The organism is Mycobacterium adipatum (assembly GCF_001644575.1).
Taxonomy (GTDB): domain Bacteria; phylum Actinomycetota; class Actinomycetes; order Mycobacteriales; family Mycobacteriaceae; genus Mycobacterium; species Mycobacterium adipatum.
The window spans coordinates 5022748-5038846 of sequence record NZ_CP015596.1 but is presented as its reverse complement, the minus strand read 5'-3'; the positions used below and the strand labels follow the sequence as shown (position 1 = coordinate 5038846).

14 protein-coding genes and 2 pseudogenes are annotated in these 16099 nt (G+C 68.0%); 5 read left to right on the top strand and 11 right to left on the bottom strand.

What is annotated here, in order from left to right; translation table 11 throughout:
- Window positions 1-47: 47 nt before the first annotated feature.
- Window positions 48-596, bottom strand: a complete 549-nt coding sequence (locus A7U43_RS23945) for a maleylpyruvate isomerase family mycothiol-dependent enzyme (protein WP_067999998.1) — start codon at window positions 594-596, stop codon at window positions 48-50.
- 24 nt (window positions 597-620) lie between these two features.
- Between A7U43_RS23945 and A7U43_RS23940 the strand changes: the two genes are divergently transcribed.
- On the top strand, window positions 621-1460 hold the full coding sequence (locus tag A7U43_RS23940; RefSeq protein WP_067999997.1) for a helix-turn-helix domain-containing protein: 840 nt from the start codon (window positions 621-623) through the stop codon (window positions 1458-1460).
- Between the two features lie 8 nt (window positions 1461-1468).
- On the opposite strand, the pseudogene A7U43_RS23935 reads toward A7U43_RS23940, so the two are convergent.
- The 7 genes and pseudogenes from A7U43_RS23935 to kdpF all read right to left on the bottom strand — a co-directional run.
- Window positions 1469-3241: pseudogene (locus A7U43_RS23935) on the bottom strand (DUF4118 domain-containing protein); the annotation flags it as partial.
- Between the two features lie 22 nt (window positions 3242-3263).
- Window positions 3264-3944 (bottom strand): response regulator, encoded by a 681-nt coding sequence (locus A7U43_RS23930; protein WP_067999995.1) that lies wholly within the window; start codon window positions 3942-3944, stop codon window positions 3264-3266.
- A complete protein-coding gene (locus A7U43_RS23925) occupies window positions 3941-6487 on the bottom strand; it encodes a sensor histidine kinase (RefSeq protein WP_067999993.1) in 2547 nt (848 codons plus the stop codon). The genes A7U43_RS23930 and A7U43_RS23925 overlap by 4 nt, the downstream gene beginning before the upstream one ends.
- The gene (locus A7U43_RS23920; RefSeq protein ID WP_067999991.1) at window positions 6480-7337 is read right to left on the bottom strand and encodes a potassium-transporting ATPase subunit C; all 858 of its coding nucleotides are present in this window, start codon (window positions 7335-7337) and stop codon (window positions 6480-6482) included. Before A7U43_RS23920 ends, A7U43_RS23925 begins: the two co-directional genes overlap by 8 nt.
- A 1-nt stretch (window position 7338) precedes the next feature.
- Window positions 7339-9465, bottom strand: coding sequence for a potassium-transporting ATPase subunit KdpB (gene kdpB, locus A7U43_RS23915; protein ID WP_082902284.1), 2127 nt, complete (start codon window positions 9463-9465; stop codon window positions 7339-7341).
- Window positions 9466-9482: 17 nt separating this feature from the next.
- Window positions 9483-11153 carry a potassium-transporting ATPase subunit KdpA gene (kdpA, locus tag A7U43_RS23910; RefSeq protein WP_067999987.1) on the bottom strand — a complete coding sequence of 557 codons (1671 nt, stop codon included), beginning with the start codon at window positions 11151-11153 and terminating at the stop codon, window positions 9483-9485.
- Window positions 11153-11242 (bottom strand): K(+)-transporting ATPase subunit F, encoded by a 90-nt coding sequence (gene kdpF, locus A7U43_RS30420; protein WP_156526015.1) that lies wholly within the window; start codon window positions 11240-11242, stop codon window positions 11153-11155. The genes kdpA and kdpF overlap by 1 nt, the downstream gene beginning before the upstream one ends.
- 298 nt (window positions 11243-11540) lie before the next feature.
- Here kdpF and A7U43_RS23900 point away from each other — a divergent pair, with 298 nt between their 5' ends.
- Window positions 11541-12215, top strand: a complete 675-nt coding sequence (locus tag A7U43_RS23900; protein ID WP_068003619.1) for a hypothetical protein — start codon at window positions 11541-11543, stop codon at window positions 12213-12215.
- Window positions 12216-12266: 51 nt separating this feature from the next.
- Here A7U43_RS23900 and A7U43_RS29870 read toward each other — a convergent pair whose 3' ends face one another.
- The 3 genes from A7U43_RS29870 to A7U43_RS23890 form a co-directional block, all read right to left on the bottom strand.
- The gene (locus A7U43_RS29870; protein ID WP_156526014.1) at window positions 12267-12437 is read right to left on the bottom strand and encodes a hypothetical protein; all 171 of its coding nucleotides are present in this window, start codon (window positions 12435-12437) and stop codon (window positions 12267-12269) included.
- Window positions 12434-12979, bottom strand: a complete 546-nt coding sequence (locus tag A7U43_RS23895; RefSeq protein ID WP_067999984.1) for a DUF6611 family protein — start codon at window positions 12977-12979, stop codon at window positions 12434-12436. Before A7U43_RS23895 ends, A7U43_RS29870 begins: the two co-directional genes overlap by 4 nt.
- Window positions 12980-13060: 81 nt before the next feature.
- Window positions 13061-13450 carry a MerR family transcriptional regulator gene (locus A7U43_RS23890; protein WP_197499908.1) on the bottom strand — a complete coding sequence of 130 codons (390 nt, stop codon included), beginning with the start codon at window positions 13448-13450 and terminating at the stop codon, window positions 13061-13063.
- A gap of 113 nt (window positions 13451-13563) precedes the next feature.
- Between A7U43_RS23890 and A7U43_RS23885 the strand changes: the two genes are divergently transcribed.
- The 3 genes and pseudogenes from A7U43_RS23885 to A7U43_RS23875 all read left to right on the top strand — a co-directional run bounded on the left by A7U43_RS23885 (window position 13564) and on the right by A7U43_RS23875 (window position 16047).
- On the top strand, window positions 13564-14241 hold the full coding sequence (locus tag A7U43_RS23885) for a class II aldolase/adducin family protein (RefSeq protein WP_067999981.1): 678 nt from the start codon (window positions 13564-13566) through the stop codon (window positions 14239-14241).
- Window positions 14238-14657, top strand: coding sequence for a carboxymuconolactone decarboxylase family protein (locus tag A7U43_RS23880; protein ID WP_197499907.1), 420 nt, complete (start codon window positions 14238-14240; stop codon window positions 14655-14657). Before A7U43_RS23885 ends, A7U43_RS23880 begins: the two co-directional genes overlap by 4 nt.
- Before the next feature lie 75 nt (window positions 14658-14732).
- A pseudogene (locus A7U43_RS23875) lies at window positions 14733-16047 on the top strand (HNH endonuclease signature motif containing protein).
- Window positions 16048-16099 lie beyond the last annotated feature (52 nt).

Here is a 16099-nt window from a genome sequence, read left to right as displayed (position 1 = left end):
CGTAATGCGCGTCACGTTGCAATGCGGTTGCAATCCGGCGAGAACAATCAGCCGATGCGGCCCAGGGCGGCCAGCACCCGGGCCTGGCGGTCGGCCCGGTCGGGAATCTCGGCCCGTTTGCACACCCCGTCCAGGTAGAGCGCCTCACCCCAGCCGGCGATGGACCGCTCGAGCGTGTCGAGTTCCCGGTCGGTGAAGCGGTACGGCGTCTCGGTGACGGCGGCCAGATCCCAGCGGTGCGCGATCAGGTCGAATCCGTAGAACTGCAGCAGCGCATCGCCGACGGTGGTGGGTCCGAAGTGCCCGTCGAAGCCACGCGCGGCGACCGAACCGTCGGCGAGCAGTTCGGCGACGGCGGCCCGGTGGGCGGACCACGCCGCCGCCGGGTCGTCGAGATCGGGCCGCGCCGGCAGCGGCAGGCCGTGGCCGGTCAGATAGTCGCGCTCGGAGTCGATCAGGTGGGCCAGCACATCGCGTGCGGTCCACCCCTCGCACGGGCTGGGCCGGTCCCAGTGTTCGGCGCGCAGGCTCGCGATCACCGCCGCCATGCCCTCGGCCAGTTCGTCATAGGTCTCTGCGACACTCGAAACGGTCATGAGCCGACGATAGGCAGCGAGACGGTGGGCGAATTGGACAAACCCGACAACTCCGTCGCCGCGGAGCCGGCGCACCTGCTCGATCCGGCGCACCGGGCCGCGATCGCGATGACCCGGCCCGCCGCGCCGGCCGACCTCGCGGGTCTGGTCCGACGGTTCTGGATGCCGGTGTGGCGGGTACCGGCCGGTGAGGTCTACACCCAGCGGGTGTTGCAGTACCCGGTCTGTCTGATGGTCGTCACCGCGGAGTACGCCCGGTTTTACGGGCCCTCGTCGGGTGTCGCCAGTACCCCGTTGACCGGGGACGGATGGGCGGCCGGGGTGATGTTCGAACCGGCCGCCGGGGCGCTGCTCACCGGCGGCCCGGTGTCGCGGTGGACCGATGCCCACGGCGAACTGGCCGCACTGTTCGGCGCCCGCGGGGCCGCGCTGGCCGACCGGGTCCGCGCGACGAGGGCACCCGATCCGGTCGCGCCGGCCGCACAGTCGGCCGCCGTCGAGTGCTACCGGCAATTCCTATGCGACTACCTACCCGTCGACGAACAGGGCCTGATGGTCAATGAGGTGGTCGCCTATGTGGAGGACACCCCGGAGGTGACCCGCGTTGCCGATATCTGCATGCGATTCGCGATCGGCGAGCGCACTCTGCAGCGGCTGCTCCGCCACCGGGTGGGGCTGACCCCCAAGTGGCTGGTGCGCCGCCGCCGCATCCAGGACGCGACGTGGCGGTTGCGCACCGGGGCGACCACGATGGCCGCGGTCGCCGCAGATCTCGGCTACGCCGACGAGGCCCACCTCAGCCGGGACTTCCGCCGCGTCACCGGTGCGACACCGGGCGCGTTCGCCGCCCGCTACGCGCTGTGAGCTCAGTGCCGCTGCGTGAGCATGGCCACGGCCTGTTCGGCGACCGCGCTGAGCACGCGCCGGTCTCGGGCCGTCAGCGTCCGCCCCGTCATCAACATCCAGAACTCGTGATCGCCCACCTCGATGGCGGTGTCCGCGGCGTCCACGTCGGCGCACGGATCTGGTCCCGCCGCGGCGAGCAGGGAGCCCTCGGCGGTCAGGATGCTGACCGCGCGTTGGGTATACGTTTCGCGGAGCCGTTCGAGCAGCAGTGTCGGATCGGCGTCACGCAACGCGGAGTCGGCGAAGGACGCCAGCAGTTCGGCCTCCTGCGCGGCGCGGCGCACCTCGCCGGCGCGGCGAGCGGTCCAGTCCACCAGAGCCGCAACCGCCAGCGCGACCAGTAGCAGCACCAAAACGGTGACGACGCTGTCGGAGTCATACACGGTGAAGCTGTGCACCGGACTCACCAGGAAATAGGTGAGCAACAGTCCTGACAGCAGCGCACATACGCCGGCCGGACCGAGGCCGCCCAGCAGCGCCACCAGCAGCACGCCGGTGAAGAACAGCGCGCTCTGGCTGCCGATGCCCAGCATGCCGGCGGGCAACCATGTCACCACGGCGCAGATGGCCGCCGGAATGACCAGTGCGACAAGCCATGACAGGACGGAGCGCCGTACCGTCGACTGCCGGGACCAGGAGCTCCCGGTGTGAGCCTCGGGGTGGGTGACCATGTGCACGTCGATGTTGCCGGACTGCTGGATCACCTGTGCGCCGATACCTTCGTCGAACATCCGGGCCCACCGCGACCGTCGGGACGTGCCGATCACCACCTGGGTCGCGTTGTTGCCGCGCGCGAAATCGAGCAGGGTGGCGGCGACGTCGTCGCCGACGACGGTGTGCATCGTCGCGCCGAGACTGGCGGCCAGCTCGCGGATGACCTTCCTCTGCTGAGGCGAGATGGCGATCAACCCGTCGCCCTGGATGACGTGCACCACCTTCACGTCGGCGCCGGACCGGGACGCGATCCGCGACGCGCGCCGCACCAGGGTCTCGGACTCGGGGCCACCGGACACCGCGACCACCACGCGTTCGCGCGTTTCCCAGGTGTCGGTGATCTTCTTGTCGCTGCGGTACTTTTCCAGCGCGGCGTCGACCTGGTTGGCCAGCCACAGCAGCGCCAGCTGCCGCAGCGCGGTGAGGTTGCCGGGCCGGAAGTAGTCCTCCATCGCGGCGGCGGCCTGCTCGGGTGGATACACATTGCCGTGGACCAACCTGCGCCGCAACGCTTCCGGGGTGATGTCGACGAGCTCGATCTGATCGGCGGCGCGGACGAATCCGTCGGGCACACGTTCGGACTGGGCCGTGCCGGTGATGTGACTGACGACGTCGTTGAGGCTCTCCAGGTGCTGCACGTTGACGGTGGTGATCACCGTGATCCCGGCGTCGAGGAAGACCTCCACGTCCTGCCACCGATGGGCATTGCGGCTGCCCGGGGTGTTGGCGTGGGCCAACTCGTCGACGAGGACGACCTGGGGTCGCCGGGCCAGCACCGCGTCGACGTCGAGTTCGGGACGGCGGGTGCCCTCATGCTCGATGTAGATCGGGGGGATCACCTCGATACCGGCGAGCTGCTGGGCGGTCCTGCGCCGACCGTGCGTCTCGATCACCGCGGCGACCACATCGGTGCCGCGCTCCATCCTGCGGTGTGCCTCGCCGAGCATCGCATAGGTCTTCCCCACGCCGGGGGCCGCGCCCAGGTAGATGCGCAGGTCTGCGCGTCGACGGCCGAGGATGCTCACCTGACCATCATCCCTCGCAGCGCTACTCCTGGAAGCGGTATCCCATTCCGGCCTCGGTGATCAGATGCTTGGGATGGGACGGGTCGACCTCCAGCTTGCGGCGCAGCTGCGCCAGGTAGACCCGCAGATAGTGGGTCTCCTTGGCGTAGGAGGGTCCCCACACCTCCTTGAGCAGTTCCTCGCGGCCCACCAGCTTGCCGCGGTGGCGCACCAGCATCTCCAACATGCCCCACTCGGTCGGGGTCAGGTGCACCTCGACGCCGCTGCGGGTGACCTTCTTGGCGGCCAGATCCACCGTGAACGAGGAGGTTTCGATGACGGGCTGATCCTCTTCGGTGGTACTGCTGGCACGCCGCACGGCCGCGCGCAGCCGGGCCAGGAACTCGTCCATCCCGAACGGCTTGGTGACGTAGTCGTCGGCGCCGGCGTCCAGCGCCTCCACCTTGTCCGAGGAATCGGTGCGTGCCGAGAGCACGATCACCGGGACGGTGAGCCAGCCGCGCAGCCCGGCCAGTACCTCGATACCGGAGATATCGGGCAGGCCGAGGTCCAGGATCACCACGTCGGGGCGGTGGTCGGCGGCCGCCCGCAGCGCCTCGGCGCCGGTGGCCGCTGTGGTGACCTCGTATCCGCGCACCGACAGGTTGATCCGCAGGGCGCGCAGGATCTGCGGTTCGTCATCGATCACCAGGACGCGGGTCATGAGCCACTCCCCAGCACGTCCCCGTCGCTCTGTGAGGGCGCGGCCAGGTCGATCACCACGGTGAGCCCGCCGCCGGGGGTGTCGTTGGCCGCGATGTAACCGCCCATGGCGGCGACGAATCCGTTCGCCACCGAAAGCCCCAGCCCCACGCCGGTGGTGTTGTCCTGATCGCCCAGGCGCTGAAACGGGGCGAACAACTGTTCCTCCGCATCACGCGGGATGCCCGGCCCCTCGTCGGCGATGGTGATCAGCACCCGCTCGCCCACCCGGCCGGCGTTGACCCGCACGGGCCCGTCCGGCGCGTAGCGCAGCGCATTGTCGATGACGTTGACCAGCACCCGCTCCAGCAGACCGGGGTCGGCCAGCGCCACGGCGTCGCCCACATCGACCTTCACCCGGTCCACCAACTCGGTTGTCCGCCTGCTGATTCCCAACAGCGCACGCTGGACCGCCTCCTCCATATACACCCGGCGCAGCTCCGGGCGGACCACCCCGGCGGCCAGCCGCGACGAGTCCAGCAGATTACCCACCAGCGCGGTCAACTGGTCGATGGACTCCTCCACGGTGGCCAGCAGTTCGGCGGTGTCCTCGGCGGAAAAGTCGACATCCTGGCTGCGCAGGCTGGACACCGCGGCCTTGGCCGCCGCCAGCGGGGTGCGCAGATCATGGCTGACCGCCGACAGCAGCGAGCGGCGCAGTTCGTCGGCGCGTGCGATGGCCTCGGCCCGGCCGGCCTCAGAGATCAGCTCGCGTTGCCGAACCAGGCCGGCGGCCTGCTTGGCGACGGCGCCGAGCACCCGGCGGTCCCGGGCGCCCAGCTTGCGCCCGGCCAGCAGCAGCCAGAACTCGTCATCGCCGGCCTCGATGGCGGTGTCGGCGCGCTCGACCGTCACGCATGGGTCGTCGCCGGCGCACGCGACCACCTCGGTGTCCCCGTCGTGCTCGCGCAGCAGGCTGACCGAGCCCTGCGAGTACACCTCGCGGACCCGCTCCAGCAGTGCGGCGGGGTCGGCGCCACGCAGCACCGAACCGGCGAAATGCGCCAGCAGCTCGGCCTCCTGGGAGGCGCGCCGCGCCTCGCGCGCCCGTTTGGCCGCCCCGTCCACCAGTGCGGCGACCGCCACGGCGACCATGCCGAGGACGGCGATCGTGATGGCGCTGTCCGGTTCGGCGATGGTGAAGGTGTGCCGCGGTTCGGCCAGGAAATAGTTGAGCAGCAGACCCGAGAGCACCGCCGAGAGCGCGGCGGGCGCCATCCCACCGAGCAGCGCCACGGCCAGGACGCCGATGAAGAACAGCGCGCTCTCACCGCTGAGCCCGAGGAACGGGTCCAACAGCAGCACCGTCAGCGCGCACAGCACGGTCGGCACCAGCACCGCCGCCAACCACGAAAGGGCATGGCGCTGCCACGGTTTGGGGGTCTGCCGCGCCGATCCGCGCCCCGCCTCGTCGTGGGTCACCATGTGCACATCGATGCCCTCGGAGTTCTGCACCACCGTGGCGCCGATGCCCTCGTCGAAGATGCGGGCCCACCGCGACCGGCGCGAGGTGCCGAGCACGAGTTGGGTGGCGTTCATATCGCGGGCGAATTCCAGCAGCGCGGCCGGCACGTCATCGCCGACGACGGTGTGCAGGGTGGCGCCGAGACTGGCGGCGAGATCGCGGACGGCGCCCATCATGGGCGCCGACACCCCGGCCAGACCGTCACCGCGCACCACGTGCACGATCATCAGCTCCGCGCTGGACTTGGACGCGATCCGGGAGGCGCGGCGCACCAGCGTCTCGGATTCCTTGCCCCCGGTGACCGCGACGACGACGCGTTCGCGGGCCTCCCAGGTGGCGGTGATCTTGTTGTCGGAGCGGTACTTCGCCAGCGCGGCGTCGACCTGATCGGCCAGCCACAGCAAGGCCAGCTCGCGCAGTGCGGTCAGGTTGCCGCGCCGGAAGTAGTTTGACAGGGCGGCGTCGATGCGTTCGGGGGAGTACACATTGCCGTGGGAGAGTCTGCGCCGTAGCGCTTCCGGGGTGATATCCACCAGCTCGACCTGATCGGCGGCGCGCACCACCTCGTCGGGCACCTTCTCCTGCTGCTCGATCCCGGTGATCTGGGTTACCACGTCGTTGAGGCTTTCCAGGTGCTGGACGTTCACGGTGGTGATGACCGTGATGCCCGCGGCCAGCAACTGTTCGATGTCCTGCCAGCGCTTGGCGTTCGCGCTGCCCGGGGTGTTGGTGTGCGCCAGTTCGTCGACCAGGACCACCTGCGGGTGCCGGGCCAGTACCGCGTCGACATCGAGTTCGGGGAACCGGCTGCCGCGGTACTCGATGTAGCGCGGTGGGATGATCTCGATACCATCGAGCAGTTCGGCGGTCTTCGCGCGGCCATGCGTTTCGACGACGGCGGCCACCAGGTCGGTGCCGCGCTCCAGCCGGCGGTGCGCCTCGCCGAGCATGGCGTAGGTCTTGCCGACGCCGGGAGCCGCGCCCAGATAGATGCGCAGCTCCCCGCGTTTCGCTCGGTCGGTCACGTTCCCATCATCCACCTAGGCCGTCGAGGGCGAGGTTGAGCTGCAGCACATTGACCCGTGGCTCACCCATGAAGCCCAGCGTGCGGCCGTCGGTGTGCTCGGCCACGAGTGCGCGAACCGTCTCGGGCGCGATGCCGCGGGCCGTGGCGACCCGGTCGACCTGCAGGTCGGCGTAGGCGGGGGAGATGTGCGGGTCCAGCCCACTGCCGCTGGCGGTGACGGCGTCGGCCGGCACCTGCGGGTCGGTCACCGGGCCGTGCACGGGGACCAGTTGGCCCGCCGTGTAGTCGGCGCCGGGTTCGGCGCATTCCACCCGTACACCGCGGTAGGTCGCCATGAACGGGGTGGCCGGGCACATCTGATTGACGCTGACGACCCGGGTCGGCGCGGTGACATTGCCGGTCGCCTCACGCGGGCCGATAACCGAGAGAACAGCGCCCACGCCATCTTCGGTGCAGAACGGCCGGTCTCCGGACACACCCTCGAGGTCGCCCACGGCGACACTGCGTCCACACACTGTGGACAGCAGGCTGGTGCGATCGGCGGTGTCCACGATGTCCTCCGGGCCGAGGTTGGACGCGCTGGTGGACAACGGGTCATACCCGTCGCCGGCCGCGGATGGCCGGGACTGGAAGTACTGCGGCAGTGCGTTGCCGTCGGAGTCGGTGAACAACTGGCCGATGAGGCTGCTGCCCACCACCTGTCCGTTTACCTCGATCAGCGAGCCGTCGGCCTTGTCCTGCAGGCCGGGAAGCTGTGCGACCAGCCAGATGCCGATCGGGTAGGCGAACCCGAAGATCACGGTGAACACCAGCAGCGCGCGCAGTGCCGCGACGTGTTGGCGAACGAGATTGGTGAAGTACATGTCACATTCCCGGGAAGAGTTGGATGATCAGGTCGATCAGTTTGATGCCGATGAAGGGCGCGATGATGCCGCCGAGGCCGTAGATGTAGAGGTTGCGGCTCAACAACTTCGACGCACTGCTGGGTGTGTACTGCACACCCTTCAGTGACAGCGGGATCAGTGCGATGATGACCAGCGCGTTGAAGATCACCGCGGACAGGATCGCCGACTGCGGACTGTGCAACCGCATGATGTTGAGCACATCCAAGCCGGGGAAGATCGCGACGAACAGCGCCGGGATGATGGCGAAGTACTTGGCGATATCGTTGGCGATACTGAACGTGGTGAGTGCTCCTCGGGTGATCAGAAGCTGCTTGCCGATCTCGACGATCTCGATGAGCTTGGTCGGATCCGAATCGAGGTCGACCATGTTGCCGGCCTCTTTGGCCGCCGAGGTGCCGGTGTTCATGGCCACGCCGACGTCCGCCTGTGCCAGCGCCGGTGCGTCGTTGGTGCCGTCACCGGTCATGGCGACCAGCTTGCCCCCGGCCTGCTCCTTCTTGATCAAGGCCATCTTGTCCTCGGGCGTGGCCTCTGCCAGGAAGTCGTCGACACCGGCCTCTTCGGCAATCGCTTTGGCGGTCATCGGGTTATCGCCGGTGATCATGATCGTCTTGATGCCCATGCGGCGCATCTCGTCGAAGCGCTCCCGCATGCCGTCCTTGACGACGTCCTTGAGATGGATGACACCGAGCACGCGGGCGGTGCCGTCGCGTACCTCGCCGACCGCCAGCGGGGTGCCGCCGGCTTGTGAGATGCCGGTGACGATATCGCCGAGCTCGTTGGGCACGGTGCCACCCTCGGAACGGATCCACTCCGCGACCGATTGCGTGGCACCCTTGCGTAGCTTGTGATCGTCGACATCCACACCCGACATCCGGGTTTGTGCGGTGAACTCGACCCAGTGGGCGTGGCTGAGTTCGCCGGGGGTGCGGGCCCGCAGACCGTACGCCTGCTTGGCGTACACCACGATCGAACGACCCTCGGGTGTTTCGTCGGCCAGGCTGGACAACTGCGCGGCGTCGGCGAGCTCCTCGACGGTGACACCGGTCAGCGGGACGAAATCGCCGGCCTGCCGGTTGCCGAGGGTGATGGTGCCGGTCTTGTCGAGCAGCAGAGTGTTCACGTCGCCGGCGGCCTCGACCGCGCGGCCACTCATGGCCAGCACGTTGCGTTGCACCAAGCGGTCCATACCGGCGATGCCGATGGCGCTCAGCAGGGCGCCGATCGTGGTGGGGATGAGGCAGACCAGCAGGGCCACCATGACGATACCGGTGACGCCGAAGCTGTTCAGCGACAAAGAATCCGGTACGCCGGGGTTGTTGGCCTTGGAGAAGATGGCCACCGGCTGCAGGGTCGCTACCGCGAACACGAAGATGATGCTCAGGGATGCCAACAGGATGTTGAGCGCGATCTCGTTGGGCGTCTTCTGCCTGTCCGCACCCTCGACCAGCCCGATCATCCGGTCGATGAAGCTCTCGCCCGGCTTCTGGGTGATCTTCACGACGATGCGGTCACTCAGTACCGTGGTGCCGCCGGTGACTGCCGATCGGTCGCCACCGGACTCCCGGACAACCGGGGCGGATTCGCCGGTGATGGCCGATTCATCCACTGAGGCAATACCTTCGATGACATCGCCGTCGCCGGGGATGACCTGTCCGGCCTCGACCACGACGACATCGCCCTGTTGCAGTAGGGGTGCCGCGACGGCTTCCTCGCCGCCGGAAGCGGTGACGCGACGCGCCATGGTGTCGGTCTTAGCCTTGCGCAGGCTGTCTGCCTGCGACTTCCCGCGGCCTTCGGCAACGGCCTCGGCGAGATTGGCGAAAATGACCGTCAGCCACAACCAGGCCACGATCAACCAGGCGAACCATGATGGTTCGGTGACTGCCAGGACAGTGCTCCATACCGCACCGATCTCGACGATGAACATGACCGGGTTGCGCCACATCGTGCGGGGATCGAGCTTTCGCAGCGCATCCGGCAACGACTTCCACAACATCTTGGGGTCGAGCAGGCCGCCGCTGACGGCCTTCTTGGTTGCCTTCGGTTGCGCGGGTGCGGCCGAATCATCGGTGGCTGACGGCATTTGGGTGGAAGGGGACATCAGTGAATTCCTTCAGCAAGAGGCCCGAGCGCAAGCATGGGCAGGAAGGTCAGGGCGACCAGGATCAAGGTGACACCGACGACCATTCCGACGAACTGCGGTCGGTGGGTGGGCAGCGTGCCGACAGATTCGGGTGTCTTACCCTGTGCGGCAAACGACCCTGCCAATGCCAGCACCATGATGATCGGCAGGAAGCGACCGAACGCCATGGCCAGGCCCAATGCGGTGTTGTACCACTCGGTGTTGACCGAGATGCCGGCGAACGCCGAACCGTTGTTGTTGGATGCCGAGGTGAACGCGTAGAGGACCTCGGACAGGCCGTGGGGACCGGAGTTGAGCATGCCGTCACGCTGGCCCGGCATGGCCATGGCGATGCCGGTGCCGGTGAGCACCAGCAGCGGGGTGATCAGGAAGTACGTTGCCGCGAGCTTGATTTCACGCGGGGTGATCTTCTTGCCAAGGTATTCCGGGGTACGGCCCACCATCAGGCCGGCGACGAACACGGTGATGATCGCCAGGATCAGCATGCCGTACAGACCGGACCCGACACCGCCGGGGGCGACCTCGCCGAGTTGCATGTTGAACATCAGGATCATGCCGCCGAGGCTGGTGTAGGAGTCGTGGAACGAATCGACCGCGCCGGTCGATGTGAGCGTGGTCGAGGCCGCGAACACCGCCGAGTTGGCCACGCCGAAGCGTTGTTCCACGCCCTCGGTGGCCGCCCCCACGGCGCTCGGGACGGTGCCGTGGGCCTGCAGCTGGAAGAACATGGTGATACCGACGCTGATCACCGCGATGATGCCCATTACCGAGGCAATTGCATAACCCTGCTTCTTGCTGTCCACCATGCGGCCGAACGTGCGCGGTAGTGCGAACGGAATGAGAAGCAGCAGAAGGATCTCCAGCCAGTTCGTCCATGTCGTGGGGTTCTCGAACGGATGCGCGGAGTTGACGTTGTAGAACCCACCGCCGTTGGTGCCGAGTTCCTTGATGACCTCCTGGCTGGCGACCATGCCACCGGGCAGGGTCTGCTGGGCGCCGGTGATCGTGGTGATCACCATGTCGTTGACCACGAAGTTCTGCACGGCGCCGCCGGCGACCAGGATGATGGCGCCGATGACCGAGATCGGCAGCAGGATGCGGATGGTGCCGCGGGTCAGGTCGACCCAGAAGTTGCCCAGGTCGCCGGTGCTGCGCCGGACCAGCCCGCGGATAAAGGCCACGGCCACCGCCATGCCGACGCCCGCCGAGACGAAGTTCTGCACGGCAAGACCGGCCATCTGCAGCAGGTGCCCCTGGGTGGATTCACCCGAGTAGGCCTGCCAGTTGGTGTTGGTCACGAAGCTGACCGCGGTGTTCCACGCGAGCGCCGGGGTCATCTCGGTGCCCGGGTCGGTGAGGCTCAGTGGCAGCTTGCCCTGCACCAGCTGGAAGATGAACAGGAACAGGATGCCGACTGCTGAGAAGGCGAGCACGCTGCGTGCGTAGGCACCCCAGGTCTGCTCGGCCTTCGGGTCGGCGCCGATGAGTTTGTAGATCCCGCGTTCGAGGCGAGAGTCTTTGGTGCCGGTGTAGACCCGATACATGTAGTCGCCCAGCGGCACATGGGTGACCGCCAGCGCGAGCACCAGTGCGGCGAGGAACACGATCCCCGCGGTGGTCGTACTCACTAAAACCTCTCGGGGAAGAGCAGTGCGGCGAACAGAAACAGTGCGATGAGGACGGCCAAGACGAGGCCGACACCATTGGCGAGGTTCACAGCCGCTCGACCAGACGCTGCACCAGGCCGAGCAGGGCGAAGACCGCCACCGTCAGCGCGAGGAATATGAAGGTGGATAACACGGCGGAATCAGCTCTCCTGAATCGTTGACGCCCCGCCCGATTCCGGGTCGGTGGCCAAGGTGAAACTACCGCCGGTTTTGGGCGGTGAACTGGGCATTGACGGTTCCTTGACACCTGCGGCCGCCATCTTTACGGAGTCCATGCGACGCGGATTTCTGAAGGTGTTCTGCGCTACTGCACAGCCGGCGGTCAGCTGCCCCGCGTACACCGGAGTGATGACAGATCTTGATACGCACGCGTGCAGCCCGCACCGGCTGCGTGCCTCGATACGTACCGTGCGTCGAGTGCTGCCGCGGGCGGCCTGCGGGTTGCCCGCGGTGCTGCTGGTCGATCCGATGGTGGCGGCCTGGGTTCGGGGGCATGGTGTCACCGTCTATGCCGGTGATGCCCATGGACTGGGATTGGTGCGCGCGGCCGGGGTGGCACCGGAGCAGGTGGTCTGGCAGTGCGGGCCATCGGCGATCGGGATCTCCGGTGCGCTGTCCTGCGGTGTGACACGTTTCGTGGCCTCCGCGCCCGGGCAGCTGAACACGCTCGCCGACCTGGCTCCCGGTGTGGCCTCGGTGCATCTGGACCACGGCTGTGTGGTGGCCGGGCAACCTTCGGAAGCGATCGGTGTGATCGGAATGCACTGCTGCGTCGACACGTCGGCGCCGATGCGGTGGGGCGGTGCCGCCGAGCTACTGCTCGGCCGGATCGCCGCCCTGCGCCGGCTGGGTGTCGACGTGACCAGGATTAGCTTGGTCGGTGGCCCGGCCGATGCCTGGCTGCGGGCGGACAAACATGAGCTGACGGCGTTGGCCTCGGCCGTCGATGACGCTATCGACGACGGGTGCGCGCGGTGGCGGCTGCCGCGCCCGGGGCTGACGCTCGGGCCGTCCCGGCCATGATTGGCCGTGACGTCGCATCGGCGGGCCGTGGGGTTATTGCACCTCGTAATGTCACAGAGCGCGCGGAGATTTGGTGGCGCGCGCATGCTGCGGCGCGGCCGTCCAGGGACGCGGGTCGTCCCCGCGTTCCCGGCGGAACTGATGCTGGACCGTGCAGCGCAGCGCGAACAATGCGGCCGCCGGCGCTCCGAGCAGGGTGAGGGCGGCGATCAGGTCGGTCATCGAACTACTCCGTAACGGCCGAAGGATGGGATTGCGGTGTTGCGGTCCAGCTGCTCGTAGGCATGCCACCACATGAGTTCGTGCTGGGTGAGCCCGAGCGTCCCGTCGTTGCGCATCGCGTCCACTTTGGTCATGGCGGCGCCGATGGTGACGATCAGCCGCGCGCGGGCGAGTGCCGCGCGATCGGTATCAGGGGAAAGCACAGTCACTTCCGCGGATCGGACCAGCTTCCGGGTGTCCTTCGCCCTGGCACCGGCGACCGCACCGGCGGCCGCGGTGATGGCGCTGGCGATGACGACGGCCGTCCAGGGGGTTGTGAAGCCGGACAGCACCGCCGTGGCGCACAGCCACAGAGCAGCGCCCCAGGCGTAGCAGCCCCGCCAGAGCCGTACCCGGCGGCGCTGCTCGGCGGTGATGCCGGGCGGATACATCACGATGCGGTAGGACGTCGCGCCCCAGCGTTGCGGTCGGATGGCCAGCGTGCCCCACTCGGTGTCGCCATCGAGTAGCAGCTGCCACAGACGTTTGATGGTGTAGGTCACCAATCCACGATGCGCGGCAATTGCGCGGGTTGGGCCATTCCGTACGGAATCTTGACGGGATTCCGTTCATTCCTGACGGGCTCAGTCGCCGCTCGACTGCGCGGCACTGGCTGCGGCCATCTGTGCCCGGAATTTCGGGCAGGCGAGGATGTCGGCGTGGCTGCATTGGACCGCGTGCTCCAGGAATTTCCTGGCGTACTCCAGATCGAGCGAACGCTGCTGTGTCTCAGCGAGTTTGGCGGTGATCATCGCGGTGCGGCGGGATCGGTCCTGTTGTAGTTCGGCGAGGTCGGCAAGCGTCAGGCCGGCGTGCTGGCATTTTCGAAGCAGGGTGATCCGTTCCACCGCTTCGGGTGGGTAGCGGCGTTGGCCGCTGCGGCGTTCGGGGGCGGGGAGCAGGCCGTGGCGTTCCCAATACCGGATGGCAGAGGCGGGGACCCCGGTGCGTTCGGCCAGGGTGCCGATCGTCATGAGCATGGGCATCCTCCCGTCGAGGGGGTGCGGGGCGAACCTCGCACTTGACTTAAACCTTAGTTCAAGGTGGACGGTGGGAGGCGAGCAACCAACACGATTGGAGGATCGAGATGGACATCGAGAAGGACGACGAATCGAGCCAGCGGGAGTCCGCGGAAGAGCTGGTGGCCGTCGCGGAGCGACTCTTCGCCGCGGGCGTGATGTCGCATTCGGGGCATGCGAACCTCAGCGCCCGCCTCAGCGGCGATCGGTTCCTGCTGACCCCGGGGTTCGTGACGGGCCTGCGCGCTGACCAGGTCGCGGTGGTCGGCATGGATGGGCGAGCGGTCGGTGGACCGATGGTGTCGGCGAGTACCGAGATCGTGAACATGCACGGCGTCGTGTATCGCGCACGTCCCGACGTCGGCGCTGTCCTGCACACCCATTCGCCCGCGGCGACCGCGTTTGCGGTCGCGCATCGGCCGCTGCCGTGCCGCACCGAGACCATGCTGCGGTTCGGGCAGGCCGAGGAGGTGCCGGTGGTGCCCTGGGGGCCGCGCGGCTCGGAGGTGTCGGTCCGCGGCATCGCCGAACTGCTCGACGCGTGCCCGACCACCTCGGCGGCGCTACTGGCCAATCACGGCCTGCTGGTGTTCGGAGCCGACCCGCGGCAGGCGGCCGACCTGTTGATCGCCATCGAGGAAAGTGCGGAGGCCGAGCTCGCGGCGCGCGTACTCGGCGGCGCGGTGGATTTCCCCGCCGGTGCGCTGGAAGCCGTGCGGGCATCGATGGCGCGGGCGGCGTCGTGACCAGCCCGCACAATCTGGAGCCGATCCGCGACCGCTACCGCAGCACGTACGGATCGGTGCCGGCGGGCGTCGAGGAGCGCTTGCGGGTTGCCGGGGCCCTGGGCCGGGTTACCACCGAGGACACGTTTGCGAACCTTCGCCAGGTCGTGCTCGACGAAAACCCTTTGGGCAAAAGGGTTCAGCAGCTTGTCCACTTCGGCCAGCTGCTGGTCCTCGGCCGCGCCGACGCGGCGCGGCTGCACGCCCGCGGCGCCCTGCACGCGGGTGCCAGCCTGACCGACCTTGCCGGTGTCGCAGAGACCGCCCTGATCACCTGCGGCGCCCCCGCCTACGCCCTCGGCGTGGAGATCGTCGCCGAGCTGTTGCCCGACAGCGCACAGTCACCCGCGAGCACCGACGCAACATCGGTCATGTGAGGGCGGCCTCGACGGGGATTGCGGGTTCACATGATCGTCGCGGAACTTGTCGTACCCGGCTTCTAGAATCGTGGTATGCCGCCTCCGACAGCGCCTTTGGATCGGGATCGGTTTGCGCCCAAGCGTATCGAGGTGTTGTTCGATGAGATGGCGGAGTTGACGGGGCAGCGCAATGCGATCGATGGCCGGTTGGTGGAGATCATCGCCGAGATCGACGGCGCGGGCTCCGAGGATGGGAACGCGTTGTGGGGTGCGACGGGGTGTCGGTCGTTGCCGGGGTTGGTGGCGTGGAAGACCGGGGTGAGCCCGAGCCGGGCCGAGACCATGGTCGCGGTGGCGCACCGGTTGTCGGAGCTTGGACGCTGCGTGGCGGGCCTGCGGGAGGGCCGGGTGTCGTTGGATCAGATCGGGGTGATCGCCGAGCGTGGCGGGCCGGGCTGCGATGAGCATTATGCGGAGTTGGTGGCGGTCGCCACGGTGAGCCAGTTGCGCACCGCGGTCAAGCAGGAGCCGCGCCCCGAACCCGACCCCAAGCCGGAGCCTCAGCGCACGATCACGAGCGTCGAGGGTGATGAGTCCACGACGTGGCGGATCACCCTGCCGAAGGTGGAGGCCGCGATCTTCGAGGCCGGCCTGCAGTCGCACCGCGACAGGCTGATCGCGGGGTGGAAACGCGACCACGACCCCAAAGACGTGATTGATCCGCGCGAGGGGGGATCAGTACGACGTCGACAGATCCGACACGATTTCGGTGCAGGCGCCGCCGTTGCCGAATCTCGTGGATGCGTTCATGAGCCTGATCGAGGCCGGCTGGGACACCGATGTGGCGGCGCGCCCGCACGGGCAGCACACCACCGTGGTGATTCACGCCGATGTGGACACCCCAATCGCAGCGCTGCACCTGGGTCCGGCGCTCTCGGAGGCCGATCGCCGGTACCTGCTCTGTGATGCCACCTGCGAGGTGTGGTTCGAACGCGCCGGGCGCCCTATCGGGGCGGGGCGGGCGACCCGGACGGTGGGGCGGCGGCTGCGCCGGGCGTTGGAGCACCGTGACCGCACGTGTGTGGTGCCCGGGTGTGGGTCGACCCGCGGGTTGCATGCCCATCATCTGGTGCACTGGGAGAACGGCGGGCCCACCGAATTGTGGAATCTGGTGTTGCTGTGCCCGTTTCATCACCGCCTGCATCACCGCGGTGGCATCACCCTCACCGGGCCCGCCGACACCCTGAAAGTCACCGACCAGCACGGAGAGGAGCTGACCAACACCGCGCTGGCCCGCCCACCCACCACGGCGGCACCCGAGGTGCCACCGTGCCCCGGACCGAAGGGTGAACGCGCCCAATGGTGGTGGTACACACCATTCGAACCACCACCAGCCTCGACCAATTAGGTGCTGTCACGGCTGCCGGAAACGGGCGGTTGATGCTATTCCCCGTTTGGCG

Coding starts and splice junctions, on each gene's coding strand:
- A7U43_RS23920 (WP_067999991.1), bottom strand. CDS start 7,337: ATGTACTTCACCAATCTCGTTCGCCAACACGTCGCGGCACTGCGCGCG.
- A7U43_RS23930 (WP_067999995.1), bottom strand. CDS start 3,944: ATGACCCGCGTCCTGGTGATCGATGACGAACCGCAGATCCTGCGCGCC.
- A7U43_RS23885 (WP_067999981.1), top strand. CDS start 13,564: ATGGACATCGAGAAGGACGACGAATCGAGCCAGCGGGAGTCCGCGGAA.
- A7U43_RS29870 (WP_156526014.1), bottom strand. CDS start 12,437: ATGACCGACCTGATCGCCGCCCTCACCCTGCTCGGAGCGCCGGCGGCC.
- A7U43_RS23945 (WP_067999998.1), bottom strand. CDS start 596: ATGACCGTTTCGAGTGTCGCAGAGACCTATGACGAACTGGCCGAGGGC.
- A7U43_RS23890 (WP_197499908.1), bottom strand. CDS start 13,450: ATGACGATCGGCACCCTGGCCGAACGCACCGGGGTCCCCGCCTCTGCC.
- A7U43_RS23900 (WP_068003619.1), top strand. CDS start 11,541: ATGACAGATCTTGATACGCACGCGTGCAGCCCGCACCGGCTGCGTGCC.
- kdpB (WP_082902284.1), bottom strand. CDS start 9,465: ATGCCGTCAGCCACCGATGATTCGGCCGCACCCGCGCAACCGAAGGCA.